General features: G+C 59.0%; 17 protein-coding genes. 15 read left to right on the top strand and 2 right to left on the bottom strand.

The window, feature by feature from the left end:
- Positions 1-8: 8 nt before the first annotated feature.
- Positions 9-371: an ATP-dependent Clp protease adapter ClpS gene (gene clpS / locus LOY38_RS11065; protein ID WP_015094394.1), complete on the bottom strand. Its 363-nt coding sequence runs from the start codon at positions 369-371 to the stop codon at positions 9-11.
- Positions 372-596: 225 nt separating this feature from the next.
- Between clpS and cspD the strand changes: the two genes are divergently transcribed.
- Positions 597-887 (top strand): cold shock domain-containing protein CspD, encoded by a 291-nt coding sequence (cspD, locus tag LOY38_RS11060; RefSeq protein ID WP_258700041.1) that lies wholly within the window; start codon positions 597-599, stop codon positions 885-887.
- Between the two features lie 93 nt (positions 888-980).
- Here the strand turns inward: cspD and icd are convergent, their stop codons facing one another.
- Positions 981-2,237, bottom strand: coding sequence for an NADP-dependent isocitrate dehydrogenase (gene icd, locus LOY38_RS11055; protein WP_007905029.1), 1,257 nt, complete (start codon positions 2,235-2,237; stop codon positions 981-983).
- Between the two features lie 494 nt (positions 2,238-2,731).
- Here icd and LOY38_RS11050 point away from each other — a divergent pair, with 494 nt between their 5' ends.
- The 14 genes from LOY38_RS11050 to nuoF all read left to right on the top strand — a co-directional run bounded on the left by LOY38_RS11050 (position 2,732) and on the right by nuoF (position 18,910).
- Positions 2,732-4,957, top strand: a complete 2,226-nt coding sequence (locus tag LOY38_RS11050; protein ID WP_258700040.1) for an NADP-dependent isocitrate dehydrogenase — start codon at positions 2,732-2,734, stop codon at positions 4,955-4,957.
- A gap of 230 nt (positions 4,958-5,187) precedes the next feature.
- Positions 5,188-5,634, top strand: coding sequence for an NUDIX hydrolase (locus LOY38_RS11045; RefSeq protein WP_258700039.1), 447 nt, complete (start codon positions 5,188-5,190; stop codon positions 5,632-5,634).
- 59 nt (positions 5,635-5,693) lie between these two features.
- Positions 5,694-6,827 carry a tRNA 2-thiouridine(34) synthase MnmA gene (mnmA, locus tag LOY38_RS11040; protein ID WP_258615884.1) on the top strand — a complete coding sequence of 378 codons (1,134 nt, stop codon included), beginning with the start codon at positions 5,694-5,696 and terminating at the stop codon, positions 6,825-6,827.
- Positions 6,824-7,447, top strand: coding sequence for a high frequency lysogenization protein HflD (gene hflD / locus LOY38_RS11035; protein WP_258700038.1), 624 nt, complete (start codon positions 6,824-6,826; stop codon positions 7,445-7,447). The genes mnmA and hflD overlap by 4 nt, the downstream gene beginning before the upstream one ends.
- A 127-nt stretch (positions 7,448-7,574) precedes the next feature.
- Positions 7,575-8,945, top strand: a complete 1,371-nt coding sequence (gene purB / locus LOY38_RS11030; protein ID WP_007940861.1) for an adenylosuccinate lyase — start codon at positions 7,575-7,577, stop codon at positions 8,943-8,945.
- Positions 8,946-9,031: 86 nt separating this feature from the next.
- Complete coding sequence (locus LOY38_RS11025; protein WP_258700037.1) at positions 9,032-10,201, top strand: cupin domain-containing protein; 1,170 nt, start codon at positions 9,032-9,034, stop codon at positions 10,199-10,201.
- Positions 10,194-10,619 carry a GNAT family N-acetyltransferase gene (locus tag LOY38_RS11020; protein ID WP_258700036.1) on the top strand — a complete coding sequence of 142 codons (426 nt, stop codon included), beginning with the start codon at positions 10,194-10,196 and terminating at the stop codon, positions 10,617-10,619. Before LOY38_RS11025 ends, LOY38_RS11020 begins: the two co-directional genes overlap by 8 nt.
- 233 nt (positions 10,620-10,852) lie before the next feature.
- Positions 10,853-11,614: a secretin N-terminal domain-containing protein gene (locus tag LOY38_RS11015; RefSeq protein WP_258700035.1), complete on the top strand. Its 762-nt coding sequence runs from the start codon at positions 10,853-10,855 to the stop codon at positions 11,612-11,614.
- A gap of 511 nt (positions 11,615-12,125) precedes the next feature.
- Positions 12,126-13,451, top strand: a complete 1,326-nt coding sequence (gene aceA / locus LOY38_RS11010) for an isocitrate lyase (protein ID WP_258700034.1) — start codon at positions 12,126-12,128, stop codon at positions 13,449-13,451.
- 651 nt (positions 13,452-14,102) lie between these two features.
- Positions 14,103-14,516, top strand: a complete 414-nt coding sequence (locus tag LOY38_RS11005; RefSeq protein WP_007905050.1) for an NADH-quinone oxidoreductase subunit A — start codon at positions 14,103-14,105, stop codon at positions 14,514-14,516.
- 10 nt (positions 14,517-14,526) lie between these two features.
- Positions 14,527-15,201, top strand: a complete 675-nt coding sequence (locus LOY38_RS11000) for an NADH-quinone oxidoreductase subunit B family protein (RefSeq protein WP_050682721.1) — start codon at positions 14,527-14,529, stop codon at positions 15,199-15,201.
- A 72-nt stretch (positions 15,202-15,273) separates the two neighbouring features.
- Positions 15,274-17,058, top strand: a complete 1,785-nt coding sequence (nuoC, locus tag LOY38_RS10995) for an NADH-quinone oxidoreductase subunit C/D (RefSeq protein ID WP_258700033.1) — start codon at positions 15,274-15,276, stop codon at positions 17,056-17,058.
- 2 nt (positions 17,059-17,060) lie between these two features.
- Positions 17,061-17,558: an NADH-quinone oxidoreductase subunit NuoE gene (nuoE, locus tag LOY38_RS10990; protein ID WP_007970445.1), complete on the top strand. Its 498-nt coding sequence runs from the start codon at positions 17,061-17,063 to the stop codon at positions 17,556-17,558.
- Positions 17,555-18,910: an NADH-quinone oxidoreductase subunit NuoF gene (gene nuoF / locus LOY38_RS10985; protein ID WP_258700032.1), complete on the top strand. Its 1,356-nt coding sequence runs from the start codon at positions 17,555-17,557 to the stop codon at positions 18,908-18,910. Before nuoE ends, nuoF begins: the two co-directional genes overlap by 4 nt.
- Positions 18,911-18,937: the final 27 nt, after the last annotated feature.

The following is an 18,937-nucleotide window of genomic DNA, read 5'->3' as shown; positions in this document are numbered from 1 at the left end:
GTCGGCGATTAACCGTCCTTCTCGATTTCACAGAGTAGCGGATGCTGGCTTTCCCTGGCGTACTGGTTGACCTGCATGGCCTTGGTCTCCGCGATGTCGCGGGTAAACACTCCACATACTGCCCGTCCTTCTGTGTGGACGGCCAGCATGACCTTGGTCGCCAGCTCGCGATTCAGGTTAAAAAACACCTCGAGCACTTCGACGACGAAATCCATCGGTGTGTAGTCATCGTTGAACAAAACCACCTTGTACATCGGTGGCGCCTGTAAAGCAGGCTTAGCCTCCTGAACAGCAATGCCTGCGGAATCGTCGTCGTGTAAATCAGGGCGATCCTGATTGAATGTTAGTCGAATCTGGCTAATTGCATGCATGGAAAGAAAGGTTCGTCAGTTGTGCGAATACAGTGGTGGGGGCGCCCATCGACGATTTCAACTCCGACTACCCGGTCACCTTGACTATCGGGAAAACGGTGTTACAAACAATAGAGCCCACAGTGGGTAAAAAAGGTCCGCGGAGTCAATCCTGTTTGCAAGATTAGACTGCGGATGAACTGGATGATACTCCAGTGATGGAGTCTGTTGCAGAGGGATATGGGTATGTCAGGCGTCAAGGACAACGAGACGGTCAAGGGCACGTACAAAGGCAAGGTCAAATGGTTCAATAATGCCAAGGGTTACGGCTTCATCATTGAGGATGGCAAGAACGACGATCTGTTCGCCCATTATTCGGCCATCCAGATGGACGGTTATAAAACCCTGAAAGCCGGCCAACCCGTCGTCTTTGACATCACTCAGGGCCCCAAGGGCCTTCACGCGGTCAATATCGGCGCAGCTCAGGACATTCACAGCGTCGTCGCCCCCGCCGGACAACAGACCGTTACGGCATAAGTTCGCACCTGCCATCCAGTCAAAAAAAACCGCCCGATTCAATCACTTGAGTCGGGCGGTTTTTTGTTGCATGAATCTGCTTACATGTGCGACTTACATATGCGAGATGAGCGCATCACCAAACGCAGAAGACGACAGCAGTTTCGCGCCCTCCATCAGACGTTCGAAGTCATAGGTCACGGTTTTGGCCGAAATTGCACCATTGGTGCCCTTGATAATCAGATCGGCCGCTTCGGTCCAGCCCATGTGACGCAACATCATTTCAGCGGACAGGATCAACGAACCCGGGTTGACCTGGTCCTTGCCGGCGTACTTCGGCGCGGTGCCGTGGGTCGCTTCGAACATGGCCACGGTGTCGGACAGGTTCGCACCCGGCGCAATACCGATACCGCCCACTTCGGCCGCCAGGGCGTCGGAGAGGTAGTCGCCGTTGAGGTTCAGGGTCGCGATCACATCGTATTCTGCCGGGCGCAGCAGGATCTGCTGGAGCATGGCGTCGGCAATGGCATCCTTGACGATGACATTCTTGCCGGTTTTCGGGTTCTTGAACTGCATCCATGGACCGCCGTCGAGCAGGGTCGCGCCGAATTCTTCAGCGGCCACTTCGTAGGCCCATTCCTTGAAGGCACCTTCGGTGAACTTCATGATGTTGCCTTTGTGCACGATGGTCAGCGAGTCGCGATCGTTGTCGACCACATACTGCAGGGCCTTGCGCGCCAGACGCTTGGTGCCTTCCAGGGAGACCGGCTTGACGCCGATACCGCAGTTTTCGTCGAAACGGATCTTGGTGACGCCCATTTCTTCTTTTAGGAACTTGATGACCTTGGTCGCTTCCGGCGAACCAGCTTTCCATTCGATACCGGCATAAATGTCTTCCGAGTTTTCGCGGAAGATGGTCATGTCGACGTCGCCTGGCTTTTTGACCGGGCTCGGTACGCCTTCGAACCAGCGCACCGGGCGCAGGCAGACATACAGGTCGAGCTGCTGACGCAGGGCCACGTTCAGGGAACGGATGCCACCGCCAACCGGGGTGGTCAGAGGACCCTTGATGGAAACCACGTAATCCTTGACCGCGTCCAGAGTTTCCTGAGGCAGCCAGGTGTCCTGATCGTAAACCTGAGTCGCTTTCTCCCCGGCGTAGACTTCCATCCAGGAAATTTTGCGCTCGCCACCGTAAGCCTTCTTAACAGCAGCATCGACAACCTTGATCATGACCGGGCTGATATCAACGCCAATACCATCGCCTTCGATGAAGGGAATGATCGGGTTGTTAGGAACATTGAGAGAATGGTCCGCGTTGACGGTGATTTTGTCGCCGACGGCTGGAACCTGAATCTTCTTGTATCCCATGCTGAACTCCATTGTTTGGATTGAACATCTGGCTTCGTCCGAGCGTACCCCAGTTAAATCGGCACGCAAACCCTATGTTCCGCCCATCTGCCGCAAAGCTGCACAGTTCGCGACGTACAAGCCTGAAAGCAAAGGGAAAAGCGCCAAACTCAAGCACGATGGACGACTCTACGCCCCACACCGGCCTGCGACCTTTAGACCAATGGACGAAAATCGTTGCATATGAACCATCGGCAGATTGCCAGCTACCTATGTATAATGCCGCCGCTGACCGCAGGGTCACGACGGCCGACCTCTCTATTACGAGGACTTTGGGCCCGAGAAAGCCGGACTGTTATCGCAGCCCACCCGCTTGACGCTCGACCGATGCACCCAACATCACCGCAAAGAAACCTCGACATTCGGCTCATGGATGACTTTGAACGAACGCGCTTACCCGGCGCCCCTCGAGTTTCTGTGCACGCTTTAGCAAAGAAGAGAGAGTTAATCCGAATATGCCCACCCGCTCGAAGATCATCTATACCTTCACCGACGAAGCCCCAGCCCTCGCCACCTATTCACTGTTGCCTATCGTAGAGGCCTTCACCGCCTCCGCTGATATCGCCGTGGAAACCCGCGATATCTCTCTTGCAGGGCGCATTCTGGCCAGCTTCCCCGAGCAATTGGGTGACAAAGCCGTAGCCGACCACCTCGCCGAACTGGGCGACCTGGCCGTTACGCCTGAAGCCAACATCATCAAGCTGCCGAACATCAGCGCTTCGGTTCCGCAACTGCAGGCCGCGATCAAAGAGCTGCAAGCCCAGGGCTACGCGCTGCCGGACTACCCGGAAACCGTGACCAGCGACGCCGACAAAGAAGCCAAGGCACGCTACGACAAGATCAAGGGCAGCGCCGTGAACCCGGTTCTGCGCGAAGGCAACTCCGATCGTCGCGCACCGCTGTCGGTCAAGAACTATGCGCGCAAGCACCCGCACAAAATGGGCGCCTGGGCCAAAGACTCCAAGTCCCACGTGGCCCACATGAGCACCGGCGATTTCTACGGCAGCGAAAAAGCCGCCCTGATCGACGCCGCTGACGCTGTCAAAATCGAACTGATCGCTCAAGACGGCACCACCACCGTCCTGAAGGAAAAAACCACCGTACAAGCCGGTGAGATCCTCGATTGCGCCGTTCTGAGCAAAAACGCGCTGCGCAGCTTCATCGCCGCCGAGATCGAAGACGCCAAAGCCAAAGGCGTGCTGCTGTCGGTTCACCTGAAAGCCACCATGATGAAGGTCTCCGACCCGATCATGTTCGGCCAGATCGTTGCCGAGTTCTATAAAGACGCCTTGGCCAAGCACGCTGACGTGCTGGCCCAGATCGGCTTCAACCTGAACAACGGTATCGGCGACCTGTACGCTCGCATCAAGGCTTTGCCTGCCGAGCAACAAGCGCAGATCGAAGCGGACATCCAGGCGGTCTACGCCGTTCGTCCGTCGTTGGCCATGGTCAACTCCGACAAAGGCATCACCAACCTGCACGTACCGAGCGACGTCATCGTCGACGCCTCGATGCCAGCGATGATCCGTGACTCCGGCAAAATGTGGGGCACTGACGGCCAGCTGCACGACACCAAGGCAGTGATCCCGGATCGCTGCTACGCCACCATCTACCAGGCAGTGATTGAAGACTGCAAGGCTAACGGCGCTTTCGATCCGACCACCATGGGCAGCGTGCCTAACGTTGGCCTGATGGCGAAAAAAGCCGAAGAGTACGGCTCCCACGACAAGACCTTCCAGATCAAGGCGAATGGCGTGGTTCGGGTTTCCGACGGCGCTGGCCGCACTCTGCTGGAACAGTCGGTTGAAGCCGGCGACATCTTCCGCATGTGCCAGACCAAAGACGCGCCGATCCAGGACTGGGTCAAACTGGCCGTCAACCGTGCTCGCGCAAGCGCAACTCCAGCGATTTTCTGGCTGGACCCAATGCGCGCCCACGACGGCGTAGTGATCGAGAAAGTTCAGGCTTACCTGAAGGATCACGACACTTCCGGCCTGGACATCCGCATCATGTCGCCTGTCGACGCGATGAAGTTCACCCTGGAGCGCACCCGCGAAGGCAAGGACACCATTTCGGTGACCGGCAACGTACTGCGCGACTACCTGACTGACCTGTTCCCGATCATGGAGCTGGGCACCAGCGCCAAGATGCTGTCGATCGTGCCACTGATGAACGGCGGTGGTCTGTTCGAAACCGGCGCTGGCGGTTCGGCGCCGAAGCACGTTCAGCAGCTGCTGGAAGAAAACTTCCTGCGCTGGGATTCCCTGGGCGAGTTCCTGGCCCTGGCCGCTTCCCTTGAGCACTTGGGTGTTACCTACAACAACCCTAAAGCGCTGGTGTTGGCCAAGACCCTGGATCAGGCCACTGGCCAGTTCCTGGACAACAACAAGTCGCCATCGCGCAAAGTCGGCAACATCGACAACCGCGGCAGCCACTTCTACCTGGCGCTGTACTGGGCTCAGGCCCTGGCCGCCCAGACCGAAGACACTGCGCTGCAAGCGCAGTTCGGCGAACTGGCCAAGACCCTGACCGAGAACGAAGCAACTATCGTTGCCGAACTCAACGCCGTTCAGGGCAAGCCAGTGGACATCGGCGGTTACTACCACGCCAATGCCGAGCTGATCAGCAAGGCCATGCGCCCGAGCAACACCTTCAACGCTGCGATCGCTGCGCTGGTTTAAGGTTGTAAGGATGCAAGGAAGCCCCGGCCCAGTGCCGGGGTTTCTGTTTCTGGCGGTCACACATATTTATCGGTCAGAACCCGAGCCTGTGGGAGCTGGCTTGTCGGATCGCCGCACCGCTGCGATAGCGGTTTATCATTCACCATTGATTTCGACTGACCCACCGCAATCGCAGGCAAGCCAGCTCCCACAGTAACCGTATTTCAATATTCAAGATTCGAGGAAGCTTCATGGATTGGCTACCCCACATCACCGTCGCCACCATCGTCGAAGACAATGGTCGCTTCCTGATGGTCGAAGAACTCAAGCACGGACAAACGGTGCTCAACCAACCGGCCGGCCATCTGGACCCGGACGAAACCCTAATCGAAGCCGCCGTGCGCGAAACCCTCGAGGAAACCGGCTGGGACGTCGAGCCGACAGGCGTGGTGGGCATTTATCTCTACACCGCCCCGAGCAACGGCGTGACCTACCAGCGGGTCTGCTTCACCGCAAAGCCGCTCAAACACCGCCCGAACTATCAGCTGGACGACGGCATCGTCGGCGCAAAATGGCTGACGCGTGACGAACTGCTGCAACAGCGCGCAAACTGGCGCAGTGAGCTGATCATCCGCTGTATCGATGATTATCTGGACGGCAAACACTTCGGTCTCGAACTGATCCGCCCTTCTCTTTAGCCTTGCGGGCTTCGGCCTGCTAGAATCGCGTCCTTTTTCAAGACACTCATTGAATCCCTATGCGTGATCCAGCCCCTTCTGACACACAAAAGAAGCGCGTCATTGTCGGTATGTCCGGCGGCGTGGACTCTTCCGTTTCCGCTCTCCTGCTGATCGAGCAGGGCTATGAGGTGGAAGGCCTGTTCATGAAGAACTGGGAAGAAGACGATGGAACGGAGTACTGCACCGCCATGGATGACCTGGCGGACGCTCAGGCCGTGTGCGACAAGATTGGCATCAAGCTGCACACCGCCAACTTCGCCGCCGAGTACTGGGATAACGTGTTCGAGCATTTCCTGGCCGAATACAAGGCCGGTCGCACGCCGAACCCGGACATCCTGTGCAACCGCGAAATCAAGTTCAAGGCGTTCCTCGATTACGCCATGATGCTCGGCGCCGACCTGATTGCTACCGGCCACTACGTGCGCCGCCGCGACATCGATGGTCGCACCGAATTGCTCAAGGGCCTGGATCCGAACAAGGACCAGAGCTACTTCCTGCACGCCGTCGGCGGCGAACAGATCGCCAAGACGCTGTTCCCGGTCGGCGAGCTGGAAAAACCCGAAGTGCGCGCGATTGCCGAGAAACACGACCTGGCCACCGCAAAGAAAAAGGATTCCACAGGAATCTGCTTTATCGGCGAGCGCCGCTTCAGCGACTTCCTCAAGCAATACCTGCCGGCCCAGCCCGGCGAGATCAAGACCACCGAAGGCGAAGTCATCGGCCGTCACCATGGCTTGATGTATCACACCATTGGCCAGCGTCAGGGCCTGGGAATCGGCGGCTTGAAAGACGCCAGCGACGAGCCGTGGTACGTGCTGATCAAAGACCTGGAACACAACGAACTGATCGTTGGCCAAGGCAATGATCACCCTTATTTGTTCTCCCGCGCCCTGCTCGCCTCGGACATCTATTGGGTCAACCCGATCGATTTGACCGAGCCGCGCAAGCTGACCGCCAAAGTGCGTTATCGCCAGAGCGACCAGCCTTGCACGCTGGAAAAGACTGCCTCCGGCTACCGCGCGACCTTCGATGACCCGCAACGCGCAGTCACCCCAGGCCAATCCGTGGTGTTCTACGACGGCGAAATCTGCCTCGGCGGCGGCGTGATCGAAGTGGCCGAACCCTGGACCAGCAAGGGTCAGCGCTCATGAGCCCGACTCAGGAGCAACTGACAGCCCTGGGCGGTGTGTTTCTCGCCGCCGTGCTGGTCGACAAGATCGCCAAAACCGGCCAGACCAACGAAGCCGGCCTGACCTGCATGCTCGGCAGCCTGTTGATTCGCGACCCCAAGGACACGCTGGAAGTCTATGGCGGTGACGACATCAACCTGCGTGACGGTTACCGCGCCCTGATCGGCGCCCTGGAGCGCGACCCCAGCACCCTTCAGCGCGAACCGCTGCGCTATGCCCTCGCGATGCTGGGGCTGGAGCGTCAACTGGCCAAGCGCAATGACATGCTGGACGTGATCGGCAAGCGCCTGCCGCAGATTCAGTCCCAGGTCGAGCACTTCGGCCCGGCTCACGAAAACGTGATCGCCGCCTGCGGTGCGTTGTACCAGGACACCCTGAGCACCTTGCGCCAACGGATTCAGGTGCATGGTGACATGCGCAACCTGCAGCAACCGAGCAATGCCTCGAAAATCCGCGCGCTGTTGCTGGCCGGGATTCGTTCGGCACGCCTGTGGCGGCAGTTGGGCGGTCATCGCTGGCAGTTGGTGATCAGCCGTCGCAAACTGCTTAAAGAGCTTTACCCGCTGATGCGCAGCAGCTGAACCGCGCCCGCAATACCGCTTTGTAGTCAGTAACGCGTAATACGCCGGTCAGTTGGCAACGGACCGGCGGATTTTTTCATGTATGATACGCGCCCCATTTCGTTGCCCGACTGTCCGAGAACACCCCATGCAGCTCTCTTCGCTCACTGCGGTTTCCCCTGTTGACGGCCGCTACGCCGGCAAAACCCAGGCCCTGCGCCCAATTTTCAGCGAATACGGTCTGATCCGTGCTCGCGTTCTGGTTGAAGTGCGCTGGCTTCAGCGCCTGGCCGCTCACCCCGCCATCAGCGAAGTGCCGGCGTTCTCCGCCGAAGCCAACGCGGTGTTGAACACCCTGGCGGAAAACTTCTCTCTGGAGCACGCCGAGCGCGTCAAAGAGATCGAGCGCACCACCAACCACGACGTCAAAGCCATTGAGTACCTGCTCAAAGAGCAGGCGGCCAAGCTGCCGGAACTGGCCAAGGTCAGCGAGTTCATCCACTTTGCCTGCACCAGCGAGGACATCAACAACCTGTCCCACGCCCTGATGCTGCGCGAAGGCCGTGATGACGTGATGCTGCCGCTGATGCGCCAGACCGCCAACGCCATCCGCGAACTGGCCATCCGCTTCGCTGACGTGCCGATGCTGTCGCGCACCCACGGTCAACCGGCGTCGCCCACCACCCTGGGCAAAGAGCTGGCGAACGTGGTTTACCGTCTGGAGCGTCAGATCGCTCAAGTCGCTGCCGTTCCGCTGCTGGGCAAAATCAACGGCGCTGTCGGCAACTACAACGCTCACCTGTCGGCCTACCCTGAGATCGACTGGGAAGCCAACGCCCGCGCCTTCATCGAAGACGAGCTGGGCCTGGGCTTCAACCCGTACACCACGCAGATCGAACCGCACGACTACATCGCCGAGCTGTTCGACGCGATCGCGCGCTTCAACACCATCCTGATCGACTTCGACCGCGATATCTGGGGCTACATCTCCCTGGGTTATTTCAAACAGCGCACGATCGCTGGCGAAATCGGTTCGTCGACCATGCCGCACAAGGTCAACCCGATCGACTTCGAAAACTCCGAAGGCAACTTAGGGATAGCCAACGCGCTGTTCCAGCACCTGGCGAGCAAGCTGCCGATCTCCCGCTGGCAGCGCGACCTGACCGACTCCACCGTACTGCGCAACCTCGGTGTCGGCTTCGCCCACAGCGTGATCGCGTACGAAGCCAGCCTCAAGGGCATCAGCAAACTGGAGCTCAACGAGCAAAAGATTGCCGCTGACCTGGACGCGTGCTGGGAAGTATTGGCCGAGCCGATCCAGACCGTGATGCGTCGCTACAACATCGAAAACCCGTACGAGAAGCTCAAAGAGTTGACTCGCGGCAAGGGCATCAGCCCTGAAGCGTTGCAAACCTTCATCGACGGCCTGGACATGCCAGCTGCCGCCAAGGCCGAGCTGAAACTGCTCACCCCGGCCAACTACATCGGCAACGCTGTGGCGCAAGCCAAACGCATCTGATCGACCGCTTTACCCGTTTGAGACGCCCGGCAGCGCCGGGCGTTTTTATTCCCGTCTGAAAAGTGCTTATTTTCAATAGGTTACACATGAATCCTGATACTCCTCTTCAACTTCTGGGCGGCATCACGGCACGGGAATTCCTGCGCGACTACTGGCAGAAAAAACCACTGCTGATCCGTCAGGCGATTCCTGATTTCGAAAGCCCGATCGACGCCGACGAGCTGGCCGGCCTGGCGCTGGAAGAAGAAGTCGAATCGCGCCTGGTGATCGAACACGGCGAGCGCCCTTGGGAATTGCGCCGTGGCCCGTTCGCCGAAGACGAATTCAGCAAACTGCCAGAACGCGAATGGACCTTGCTGGTGCAAGCCGTCGACCAATTCGTGCCGGAAGTTGCCGAACTGCTGGAAAACTTCCGTTTCCTGCCGAGCTGGCGCGTCGACGACGTGATGATCAGCTTTGCCGCCCCGGGTGGCAGCGTCGGTCCGCACTTCGATAACTACGACGTGTTCCTGCTGCAAGGCCACGGCAAGCGCAACTGGAAAATCGGCCAGATGTGCGATTCCGAGAGCCCGCTGCTGCAACACGCCGATCTGCGCATCCTCGCCGATTTCGAAGCCACCGATGAGTGGGTGCTGGAACCGGGCGACATGCTCTACCTGCCGCCGCGCCTGGCTCACTGCGGTGTGGCTGTCGATGATTGCATGACCTACTCGGTCGGCTTCCGCGCCCCGAGCGCCGCTGAAGTGCTGACCCACTTCACCGACTTCCTCAGCCAGTTCCTGTCGGACGAAGAGCGTTACACCGACGCCGACGCCCTGCCGGCGGTTGATCCTCATCAGATCCAGCACGACGCCCTCGATCGCCTGAAAAGCCTGCTGGCCGAGCACATGAGCGACGAGCGCCTGCTGCTGACCTGGTTCGGCCAGTTCATGACCGAGCCGCGCTACCCGGAACTGGTGGTTGGCCCGGAAGAGATCGAAGAAGACGACCTGCTCGCCAGCCTCGAGCAAGGCGCGGTGCTGATCCGCAACCCGAGCGCGCGTCTGGCCTGGTCGGAAGTCGATGACGACCTGCTGCTGTTCGCCAGCGGCCAGAGCCGTTATCTGCCGGGCAAGTTGCGCGAGCTGCTGAAAATGATCTGCGCCGCCGATGCGCTGCACGTCGACAATCTCGGCGACTGGCTGAGCGATGAAGACGGTCGCGGCCTGCTGTGTGAACTGATCAAACAGGGAAGCCTGGGGTTTGCCGATGAATAAAATTCACGTTCGTGTCGCAGACTGGCAAAAGGATAACGCCGAGATCCGGCGCATTCGTGAAGCGGTATTCGTCGCCGAGCAATCCGTTCCGCCTGAACTGGAATGGGATGCCGATGACGAGGGCGCGGTGCATTTCCTCGCACTCGAAGGCGACTTTCCGATCGGCACCGCCCGCCTGCTGCCCGATGGTCACATCGGCCGGGTGTCGGTGCTGAAAGACTGGCGCGGTTTGAAGGTTGGCGATGCGCTGATGCAAGCGGTGATCGGTGAAGCCGAGAAGCGCGGGCTGAAGCAGCAGATGCTGAGTGCGCAAGTGCAGGCCACGGCGTTCTATGAGCGATTGGGCTTTAGCATGGTCAGTGAGGAATTCCTGGAAGCCGGGATTCCGCATGTGGACATGGTGCGTCACTCCGCCTGAGACCTGTGGCGAGGGAGCTTGCTCCCGCTGGGTCGCGAAGCGGCCCCAAATTTTCAGGGCCGCTGCGCAGCCCAACGGGAGCAAGCTCCCTCGCCACAAATGCACATCAGGAACACCACAAAACGCCCCGGCATTCTCGGATGCCGGGGCGTTTTGCTGTCTGTGATTCAACTCGCACCACGCCGGGCCGACAAACTGGCAATATCAAACCTTTGATTGCGGAGATAACGGATATGTCCCTACGCACCCTGCTCACCACGCTGCTGCTGACCTGCAGTTTTACGGTCATGGCCGCCACCGAGATCGTGCCCCTGAACTACCGCACCAGCGCCGACCTGCTGCCGGTGGCGCAAAACTTCATCGGCAAGGACGGCAAAGTCAGCGCCTATGGCAACCAACTGATCGTCAATGCCGAACCCGGCAAGATCGACGAACTCAAGGCCTTCCTCGCACAACTGGACACCGCGCCCAAACGCCTGTTAATCACCGTAGATACCAACGAAAACAACTTTCAGGGCGATCAGGGCTACTCGGTGAACGGCGCCGCACCGAGTCAGACTCGCATCATCAACCGCAGCACCGACAGCCGCGACGGCGGCATCCAGCAGGTTCAAGCCAGCGAAGGCGCACCGGCGCTGATCCAGGTCGGCCAAAGCGTGCCGCTCACCAGCACCCAGACCGACAGTTATGGCGACCTGCGCAGCCAGACCGAATACCGCAATGTCACCCAGGGCTTCTACGTCACCGCCAGCGTCACCGGAAACATCGTTCATCTGGCGATCAGTACTAACCGTGACCGGATGAGCCAGGAACGTCCCGATGTAGTGAACGTGCAAAGTACCGACACAACAGTCAGCGGCCGACTGGGCGAATGGATCACCCTGGCCGGCATGAATCGCCAGACTCAGGCCGACAAACAGGGCCTGACCCGCAGCTACTCGACTCAGGGCCGGGATGACATGACTCTGCGGGTGAAAGTCGATACGTTGGACTAAAGCACCAAAAACTGACTGATTAGTCGTATTAGACCAAAGATGTAGTGCTTTAAAAAAAGCACTACAAAACGTTTGACGAGCCAAAAAAGCAAAGGCATGATGGCCTCGCTCCCGCTAATCAGAGGCCCTGGCAAGGGCTTTCGAATCGCCGTTCGCACCCTACCCCGCGAGCCGATTCGTGTCTGTACCGCCCACAAGGTGCGTTTGACGAGGTTGCCGACTGGAACGAAGTTGTCCCGAGGGACGGAAGCGTAATTAGGTAACCCGGCACCACACTGAAGTTCGCACCAAGGCCCACGACGCCCGAATGCGCTCGCCAGTTCGCCCTTACCTGCTCACTTTCCCCTCGAGCCCATCGTTCATCCCGTCGTCTTCCCCGCCGAACCCGACTTGACCACCTAAGCTTCTGGTCAGCGAGCAGCCTTGTACGCCCTTTGAGTTGCGTACTTGGCACGCAGGAGTTGTCCACCCAGAACCACTTTCGATTAAAGACGCGACGAGGTTTATCTCCATGGCACTGACACGCGAACAGCAAATTGCAGCCCTCGAAAAAGATTGGGCTGAAAACCCGCGCTGGAAAGGCGTGACACGCAATTACTCCGCTGCTGACGTCGTCCGTCTGCGTGGCTCGGTTCAACCTGAGCACACCTTTGCAAAAATGGGCGCCGAGAAGCTTTGGAACCTGGTCACCCAGGGTGCCAAACCGTCCTTCCGCCCTGAGAAAGATTTCGTCAACTGCATGGGCGCCCTGACCGGCGGCCAGGCTGTGCAACAAGTCAAGGCCGGCATCCAGGCGATCTACCTGTCGGGCTGGCAAGTGGCTGCGGACAACAACTCCGCCGAGTCGATGTACCCGGACCAGTCGCTGTACCCGGTGGATTCGGTTCCAACCGTGGTCAAGCGCATCAACAACTCGTTCCGTCGTGCCGACCAGATCCAGTGGAAAGCCGGCAAGAACCCGGGCGACGAAGGTTACATCGACTACTTCGCACCGATCGTGGCTGACGCTGAAGCCGGTTTCGGTGGCGTACTGAACGCTTACGAGCTGATGAAGAGCATGATCGAAGCAGGCGCCGCCGGCGTTCACTTCGAAGACCAACTGGCCTCCGTGAAAAAATGCGGCCACATGGGCGGCAAAGTACTGGTTCCGACCCAGGAAGCCGTACAGAAGCTGACCGCTGCCCGTCTGGCAGCTGACGTCGCCGGTACGCCGACCATCATCCTGGCTCGTACCGACGCTAACGCGGCTGATTTGCTGACTTCCGATTGCGACCCGTACGACCAGCCGTTCGTGACTGGCGAACGTACCCAGGAAGGCTTCTACAAAGTGCGCGCCGGCCTCGACCAAGCCATCGCTCGCGGCCTGGCTTACGCGCCGTACGCCGACCTGATCTGGTGCGAAACCGCCAAGCCGGATCTGGATGAAGCACGTCGCTTCGCGGAAGCGATCAAAAAGGAATACCCGGACCAACTGCTGTCGTACAACTGCTCGCCTTCCTTCAACTGGAAGAAAAACCTGGACGACGCGACCATCGCCAAGTTCCAGCGCGAACTGTCCGCCATGGGCTACAAGCATCAGTTCATCACCCTGGCCGGCATTCACAACATGTGGCACAGCATGTTCAACCTGGCGCACGACTATGCCCGCAACGACATGACGGCCTACGTGAAGCTGCAAGAGCAAGAGTTCGCTGACGCTGCCAAGGGTTACACCTTCGTGGCTCACCAGCAGGAAGTGGGCACCGGCTACTTCGACGACATGACCACCGTGATTCAAGGTGGCTCGTCCTCGGTGACCGCGCTGACCGGTTCGACCGAAGAAGAACAGTTCCACTGATTGGCTGTACATGAGCAAACGGCCCTTGCGGACCGAATAAAAAGCTAACCGCAAAGCCGCCCATCTGACGCCCCAACTGGTTCGGGGCGTTTTTTTGCCTGCGATTTTTCGATCACTGCAAAACCCTGTGGGAGCCGGGCTTGCCCGCGATGGCGACCTGTCAGTCAACATCTGCCGTGTCTGACACACTGCCATCGCGGGCAAGCCCGGCTCCCACAGGGAACGTGTTAACCCACAGAATTTTGCGAAACACATTGATCCAGAGCAGTTTCACGGCCCGGAAAATAAGGTAAAACGACCGAGCTCGCTACTTGCAGTAACACGCATATAAGACAACTTCCCAGCCACTCACCCGTTAAACAGTTTGAAAACTGCGTCAAATAATATTGATTATCATTTAGCGGCAACTATGTTCGTTACATTCCCTACAGAACATATTTGACAAAACCCCCGCTAATGCCCGAACCGCATGGGCTACAGGGCTTTGGAGGCGCGCCATGTCCTTATTCCAATAAATAATTTCGCTATAGGAATTTTACTTGCAGGGTGTTTAGCCATAAAATCAGCGGGATTGATTGCTGCGACATATCGTCACTGCCTTATTTCTTTATCAAGCTCAGAGACCTTTGCTCTCTGTTAAGGATTACCAGCATGCCCGAAGCGACCGGACTCATGGCCCACAACTGGGGCTTTGCCATTTTCCTTCTGGGTGTCGGCGGCCTTTGCGCCTTCATGCTCGGCGTCTCCAGCCTCCTCGGGTCAAAAGCCTGGGGCCGCAGCAAAAACGAACCGTTCGAGTCCGGCATGCTACCTACCGGTGGCGCCCGCTTGCGGCTCTCAGCCAAATTCTATCTGGTCGCGATGCTCTTCGTGATCTTCGATATCGAAGCCCTCTTTCTCTTTGCCTGGTCTGTGTCCGTCCGCGAAAGCGGCTGGACCGGATTCGTCGAAGCTCTCGTTTTCATAGCAATTCTGTTGGCAGGTCTTGTCTACCTATTCCGAGTGGGCGCCCTTGACTGGGCTCCGGAAGCTCGTCGTAAGCGGCAAGCGAAGCTGAAACAATGAGGCTTTGGCAATGCAATACAATCTCACCAGGATCGACCCCGATGCTCCTAACGAGCAGTATCCGATTGGCCAACGGGAAACCGTTTCCGATCCGTTAGAAGATCAAGTCCACAAAAACATTTTCATGGGCAAGCTCGAAGACGTGCTCAACGGCACGATCAACTGGGGGCGCAAGAACTCCCTGTGGCCGTATAACTTCGGTCTTTCGTGCTGCTACGTGGAAATGACCACCGCCTTCACGGCGCCCCACGACATCGCGCGCTTTGGCGCCGAGGTGATCCGGGCATCGCCGCGTCAGGCGGATTTCATGGTTATCGCCGGTACCTGCTTCATCAAGATGGCGCCGATCATTCAGCGTCTCTACGAGCAAATGCTCGAACCTAAATGGGTCATCTCCATGGGTTCGTGCGCCAACTCCGGTGGCATGTACGACATCTACTCCGTCGTTCAAGGGGTGGACAAGTTCCTGCCCGTGGACGTCTACGTGCCTGGCTGCCCGCCCCGCCCTGAAGCTTTTCTGCAGGGCTTGATGCTCTTGCAAGAGTCGATTGGCCAGGAGCGTCGCCCACTTTCCTGGGTCGTTGGCGATCAAGGCGTGTACCGCGCCGAGATGCCTTCGCAAAAGGAACAGCGCCGCGAACAGCGAATCGCAGTCACCAACCTGCGCAGCCCCGACGAAGTCTGATCCAGATCTGTTCTTACAAAGAAACGAGAAACTGGCTTCATTCTTTACGTTGACCGAAAGCGATAAATAACCATGACTACAGGCAGTGCTCTGTACATCCCGCCTTATAAGGCAGACGACCAGGATGTGGTCGTCGAACTGAACAACCGTTTTGGCCCCGAGGCGTTCACCGCCCAGCCTACCCGCACCGGCATGCCGGTGCTTTGGGTTGCCCGCGCCAAACTCGTCGAAGTCCTGACCTTCCTGCGCAACCTGCCCAAGCCGTACGTCATGCTCTATGACCTGCACGGCGTGGACGAGCGTCTGCGCACCAAGCGTCAAGGGCTGCCAAGCGGCGTCGATTTCACTGTGTTCTATCACTTGATGTCGATCGAACGTAATAGTGACGTAATGATCAAGGTCGCCTTGTCCGAGAGCGACCTCAACCTGCCGAGCGTCACCAGCATCTGGCCGAACGCCAACTGGTACGAGCGTGAAGTGTGGGACATGTACGGCATCCACTTTGCCGGCCACCCGCACCTGACCCGCATCATGATGCCGCCGACCTGGGAAGGTCACCCGCTGCGCAAGGACTTCCCGGCCCGCGCCACCGAGTTCGACCCGTTCAGCCTGACCCTGGCCAAGCAACAGCTTGAGGAGGAAGCCGCGCGCTTCAAGCCTGAAGACTGGGGCATGAAACGTTCCGGGCCGAACGAGGACTACATGTTCCTCAACCTGGGTCCGAACCACCCTTCGGCCCACGGTGCGTTCCGTATCATTCTGCAGCTGGACGGCGAAGAAATCGTCGACTGCGTGCCGGACGTCGGTTACCACCACCGTGGTGCCGAGAAGATGGCCGAGCGTCAGTCCTGGCACAGCTTCATTCCGTACACCGACCGGATCGACTACCTCGGCGGTGTGATGAACAACCTGCCGTACGTGCTCTCGGTCGAGAAGCTGGCCGGCATCAAGGTGCCCGAAAAGGTCGACGTCATCCGCATCATGATGGCCGAGTTCTTCCGGATCACCAGCCACCTGCTGTTCCTGGGGACTTACATCCAGGACGTCGGCGCCATGACCCCGGTGTTCTTCACCTTCACCGACCGTCAGAAGGCGTACACGGTGATCGAAGCCATCACCGGTTTCCGTCTGCACCCGGCCTGGTACCGCATCGGTGGCGTCGCCCACGACCTGCCACGCGGCTGGGAAAAACTGGTCAAGGATTTCGTCGAGTGGATGCCAAAGCGTCTGGACGAATACCAGAAAGCCGCACTGGACAACAGCATCCTGCGTGGTCGCACCATCGGCGTCGCCGCCTACAACACCAAGGAAGCCCTGGAATGGGGCGTCACCGGTGCCGGCCTGCGTTCGACCGGTTGCGATTTCGACCTGCGCAAGGCTCGCCCTTACTCCGGCTACGAGAACTTCGAATTCGAAATCCCGCTGGCGGCCAATGGCGATGCCTACGACCGTTGCATCGTGCGCGTCGAAGAAATGCGCCAGAGCATCAAGATCATCGAGCAGTGCATGCGCAACATGCCGGAAGGCCCGTACAAGGCGGATCACCCGCTGACCACGCCGCCGCCGAAAGAGCGCACCCTGCAACACATCGAGACCCTGATCACGCACTTCCTGCAAGTTTCGTGGGGCCCGGTCATGCCGGCCAACGAATCCTTCCAGATGATCGAAGCGACCAAGGGCATCAACAGTTATTACCTGACGAGCGATGGCGGCACCATGAGCTACCGCACCCGGATTCGTACCCCAAGCTTCCCGCACCTGCAGCAGATCCCTTCGGTGATCAAAGGCAGCATGGTCGCGGACTTGATCGCGTACCTGGGTAGTATCGATTTCGTTATGGCCGACGTGGACCGCTAAGCATGAACAGCACGCTTATCCAGACAGACCGTTTCGCCTTGAGCGAAACCGAGCGCTCGGCCATCGAGCACGAGCTGCATCACTACGAAGACCCGCGCGCGGCGTCGATCGAAGCCCTGAAGATCGTCCAGAAGGAACGTGGCTGGGTGCCTGACGGCGCGCTCTACGCCATCGGCGAGATCCTCGGCATCCCGGCCAGCGACGTTGAAGGGGTGGCGACGTTCTATAGCCAGATCTTCCGTCAGCCAGTGGGCCGTCACATCATTCGCGTTTGCGACAGCATGGTCTGCTACATCGGTGGTCACGAATCCGTGGTCAGCGAAATCCAGAGCAAGCTGGGCATCGGCCTGGGTCAGACCACCGCCGACGGTCGTTTCACCCTGCTGCCGGTCTGCTGCCTCGGCAACTGCGACAAGGCGCCGGCGTTGATGATCGACGACGACACATTCGGTGATGTGCAGCCTGCCGGCGTTGCCAAATTGCTCGAGGGCTACGTATGACCCTGACTTCCTTCGGTCCTGCCAACCGCATCAAGCGTTCGGCCGAGACTCACCCGCTGACCTGGCGTCTGCGTGACGACGGCGAAGCCGTGTGGCTCGACGAGTACCAGGCCAAGAACGGTTACGCCGCTGCGCGCAAAGCCTTCGCCGACATGGCTCAGGACGATATCGTCCAGACCGTGAAAGATTCCGGCTTGAAAGGTCGCGGCGGTGCAGGCTTCCCCACGGGCGTTAAGTGGGGCCTGATGCCCAAGGACGAATCCATCAACATCCGCTACCTGCTGTGCAATGCGGACGAGATGGAACCGAACACCTGGAAAGACCGCATGCTGATGGAGCAACTGCCCCATCTGCTGATCGAAGGCATGCTGATCAGTGCTCGCGCGCTGAAAACCTACCGTGGCTACATCTTCCTGCGTGGCGAGTACACCACCGCCGCCAAGCACCTCAACCGTGCCGTGGAAGAAGCCAAGGCTGCTGGCCTGCTGGGCAAGAACATCCTGGGTTCGGGTTTTGATTTCGAGCTGTTTGTCCACACCGGCGCCGGGCGTTACATCTGCGGTGAAGAAACCGCACTGATCAACTCCCTCGAAGGTCGCCGCGCCAACCCGCGCTCCAAGCCGCCCTTCCCTGCCGCCGTGGGCGTGTGGGGCAAGCCGACCTGCGTGAACAACGTTGAAACCCTGTGCAACGTGCCGGCAATCATTGCCGACGGCGTGGACTGGTACAAATCGTTGGCCCGTGAAGGCAGTGAAGACATGGGCACCAAGCTCATGGGCTTCTCCGGCAAGGTCAAGAACCCGGGCCTGTGGGAACTGCCGTTCGGCGTTACCGGTCGCGAGTTGTTCGAAGACTACGCTGGCGGCATGCGCGACGGTTACAAGCTCAAGTGCTGGCAGCCAGGCGGCGCCGGTACCGGTTTCCTGCTGCCGGAACACCTGGACGCACAAATGTATGCCGGCGGCATCGCCAAAGTGGGCACCCGCATGGGTACCGGCCTGGCCATGGCGGTGGACGACAGCGTCAACATGGTGTCCCTGCTGCGCAACATGGAGCAGTTCTTCGCTCGCGAATCCTGCGGCTTCTGCACCCCGTGCCGCGATGGCTTGCCATGGAGCGTCAAGCTCTTGATGGCCATCGAGAACGGCGAAGGCCAGCCAGGCGATATCGAGACCCTGCTGGGTCTGGTCGGTTTCCTCGGCCCGGGCAAGACCTTCTGTGCACACGCACCGGGTGCCGTGGAGCCGTTGGGCAGCGCCATCAAATACTTCCGTCCAGAGTTCGAAGCCGGCATCGCGCCCACCAGCGCCGTCGTCCCGCCTCTGGCAAAGCCGATCGTAGTCGGCGCGTAAACGCTTAAAAAAGGCGAAGGGTCCGCG

Origin of the sequence: Pseudomonas sp. B21-015 (genome assembly GCF_024749285.1) — a bacterium.
In the GTDB taxonomy this organism is placed as follows: Bacteria; Pseudomonadota; Gammaproteobacteria; order Pseudomonadales; family Pseudomonadaceae; genus Aquipseudomonas.
Note: the sequence above shows the minus strand (reverse complement) of the source record. Positions and strands in the feature narration are given on the sequence as shown.

Coding starts and splice junctions, on each gene's coding strand:
- clpS (WP_015094394.1), bottom strand. CDS start 371: ATGCATGCAATTAGCCAGATTCGACTAACATTCAATCAGGATCGCCCT.
- cspD (WP_258700041.1), top strand. CDS start 597: ATGTCAGGCGTCAAGGACAACGAGACGGTCAAGGGCACGTACAAAGGC.
- icd (WP_007905029.1), bottom strand. CDS start 2,237: ATGGGATACAAGAAGATTCAGGTTCCAGCCGTCGGCGACAAAATCACC.
- LOY38_RS11050 (WP_258700040.1), top strand. CDS start 2,732: ATGCCCACCCGCTCGAAGATCATCTATACCTTCACCGACGAAGCCCCA.
- LOY38_RS11045 (WP_258700039.1), top strand. CDS start 5,188: ATGGATTGGCTACCCCACATCACCGTCGCCACCATCGTCGAAGACAAT.
- mnmA (WP_258615884.1), top strand. CDS start 5,694: ATGCGTGATCCAGCCCCTTCTGACACACAAAAGAAGCGCGTCATTGTC.
- hflD (WP_258700038.1), top strand. CDS start 6,824: ATGAGCCCGACTCAGGAGCAACTGACAGCCCTGGGCGGTGTGTTTCTC.
- purB (WP_007940861.1), top strand. CDS start 7,575: ATGCAGCTCTCTTCGCTCACTGCGGTTTCCCCTGTTGACGGCCGCTAC.
- LOY38_RS11025 (WP_258700037.1), top strand. CDS start 9,032: ATGAATCCTGATACTCCTCTTCAACTTCTGGGCGGCATCACGGCACGG.
- LOY38_RS11020 (WP_258700036.1), top strand. CDS start 10,194: ATGAATAAAATTCACGTTCGTGTCGCAGACTGGCAAAAGGATAACGCC.
- LOY38_RS11015 (WP_258700035.1), top strand. CDS start 10,853: ATGTCCCTACGCACCCTGCTCACCACGCTGCTGCTGACCTGCAGTTTT.
- aceA (WP_258700034.1), top strand. CDS start 12,126: ATGGCACTGACACGCGAACAGCAAATTGCAGCCCTCGAAAAAGATTGG.
- LOY38_RS11005 (WP_007905050.1), top strand. CDS start 14,103: ATGCCCGAAGCGACCGGACTCATGGCCCACAACTGGGGCTTTGCCATT.
- LOY38_RS11000 (WP_050682721.1), top strand. CDS start 14,527: ATGCAATACAATCTCACCAGGATCGACCCCGATGCTCCTAACGAGCAG.
- nuoC (WP_258700033.1), top strand. CDS start 15,274: ATGACTACAGGCAGTGCTCTGTACATCCCGCCTTATAAGGCAGACGAC.
- nuoE (WP_007970445.1), top strand. CDS start 17,061: ATGAACAGCACGCTTATCCAGACAGACCGTTTCGCCTTGAGCGAAACC.
- nuoF (WP_258700032.1), top strand. CDS start 17,555: ATGACCCTGACTTCCTTCGGTCCTGCCAACCGCATCAAGCGTTCGGCC.